A 392-nucleotide genomic window follows, 5' to 3' on the forward strand; every position below is an offset into this window, starting at 1 on the left:
TCCTGTAGCAGTATTAACTTTAAATGAAATACTATAATCACTTTTTTTAATAAATAAATACCAAGTTAAAAAGACTAAAAAAAAAGCACTAAATCCTAATATAATTTTTTTTCTGACTATCATTATTTTTTAAGCATCTTTAATTTTTTATTCAAATAATTTCCAATGTTATCCCCCTGAACAACACCATTTTCAATTGCGGCTCTGTAATGGATACCTCCATACAATCTACTGATTGCAGCCTCTGCTGCCGCTTGCTTGAATGACTTAAAAGGTCTTTTTGGCAAGCCAAAAGGAACTTCAGAATCATCAATGTAACTAAAATTATCTCCAAAAATAGATGTCAAAATCAGCGACGAACAAGAAGAAATCACTGAATGCCCGCTAGTATA

The 392-nt window shown here is 30.9% G+C and carries 1 pseudogene; it reads right to left on the reverse strand.

The features are described from left to right. Positions 1 to 122: 122 nt before the first annotated feature. A pseudogene (locus AB674_RS21790) lies at positions 123 to 392 on the reverse strand (phosphatase PAP2 family protein); the annotation flags it as partial.

This window comes from Flavobacterium sp. ABG (assembly GCF_001027725.1).
GTDB lineage: Bacteria > Bacteroidota > Bacteroidia > Flavobacteriales > Flavobacteriaceae > Flavobacterium > Flavobacterium cupriresistens.